This window comes from Autumnicola edwardsiae, assembly GCF_031846505.1.
Lineage (GTDB): Bacteria > Bacteroidota > Bacteroidia > Flavobacteriales > Flavobacteriaceae > Autumnicola > Autumnicola edwardsiae.
In genome coordinates this window covers 1-961 of sequence record NZ_JAVRHP010000259.1, presented here as the reverse complement: position 1 = coordinate 961, position 961 = coordinate 1, and the positions used below count along the sequence as shown (strand labels likewise).

Genomic DNA, 961 nt, shown 5'->3' with positions numbered 1-961 from the left:
GGGAAACTCAAAAAATACCTCAAATCTTCCGAGGTTATGGATTTGCTTCAGGTAAGCCCTGGCACTTTGCAAAACCTTCGTATCAATGGTACATTGCCGTACACAAAAGTAGGTGGAATTATCTATTACGATACCGAGGAAATTCAAAAAGTGATGGATGGGAACCGAGTGCATCACGGTCTAAATTCTTAAGCTATGAACTATATAAAGCAACTTAATGCGGCTTTTGAGAAGTTCTATTTTGATGACCGCCTAAACCCTACCCATATCAGCCTTTATATGGCGTTGTTCCAAGAATGGAATAGCAGCCGCTTTGCCAATGAATTTTATGTAAACCGTCGCGATTTGATGCGGGTGGCCAAGATCGGTTCAAAATCGACGTACCATCGGTGCGTGACCGACCTCGATTTGTGGGATTATCTTTCCTATTTTCCGTCCAACAATCCTTACAAAGGAAGTAAAATCAAGATGTCCATTATAGGGACAACTGATGAACCGAATATGGGACAGTATGATCCCGAATTGGAACAACTTGCGGAACGGTACCATCCCACACGAGAACCAGTAGTGTACCAGCACCATCCCAACAACGAACAAGCTGTGTACCCGCACCGTCCCGTGAGTGGACAAGCACTGGTATCTAATATAAACAATAACAAACAGGTAAATATTAATAAAAAGCCAAAGGGCAGGCAGGCCGTTTTAGATTTTTTTGTTGAAAAATATTTTAATGCTGATGAAGGAAAAAAATTCTTTGCGCATTATGAAGCAACCCATTGGAAAACAAGCGATGGAAAAACAATCAGGGATTGGCATGCCTTAGCCAAAAACTGGATGGATAGGACCGAATTGTTTGACAAAAAAAACACACCAAACAAAGCGGGAGCGTCCCAAAATCGAGACAACCTAAAAACCAGTAAAACCAAGGATTATGGACAACCCCTCTAAAATAACCGAAGGC

2 protein-coding genes are annotated in these 961 nt (G+C 41.8%); both read left to right on the top strand.

Going from position 1 to position 961, the window contains the following annotated elements; genetic code table 11:
- Window positions 1-192 (top strand): helix-turn-helix domain-containing protein (locus tag RM529_RS17525; RefSeq protein ID WP_311486022.1); only part of this gene is annotated, 192 nt, incomplete at its 5' end.
- 3 nt (window positions 193-195) lie between these two features.
- A complete protein-coding gene (locus tag RM529_RS17520; protein ID WP_311486021.1) occupies window positions 196-948 on the top strand; it encodes a hypothetical protein in 753 nt (250 codons plus the stop codon).
- Window positions 949-961 lie beyond the last annotated feature (13 nt).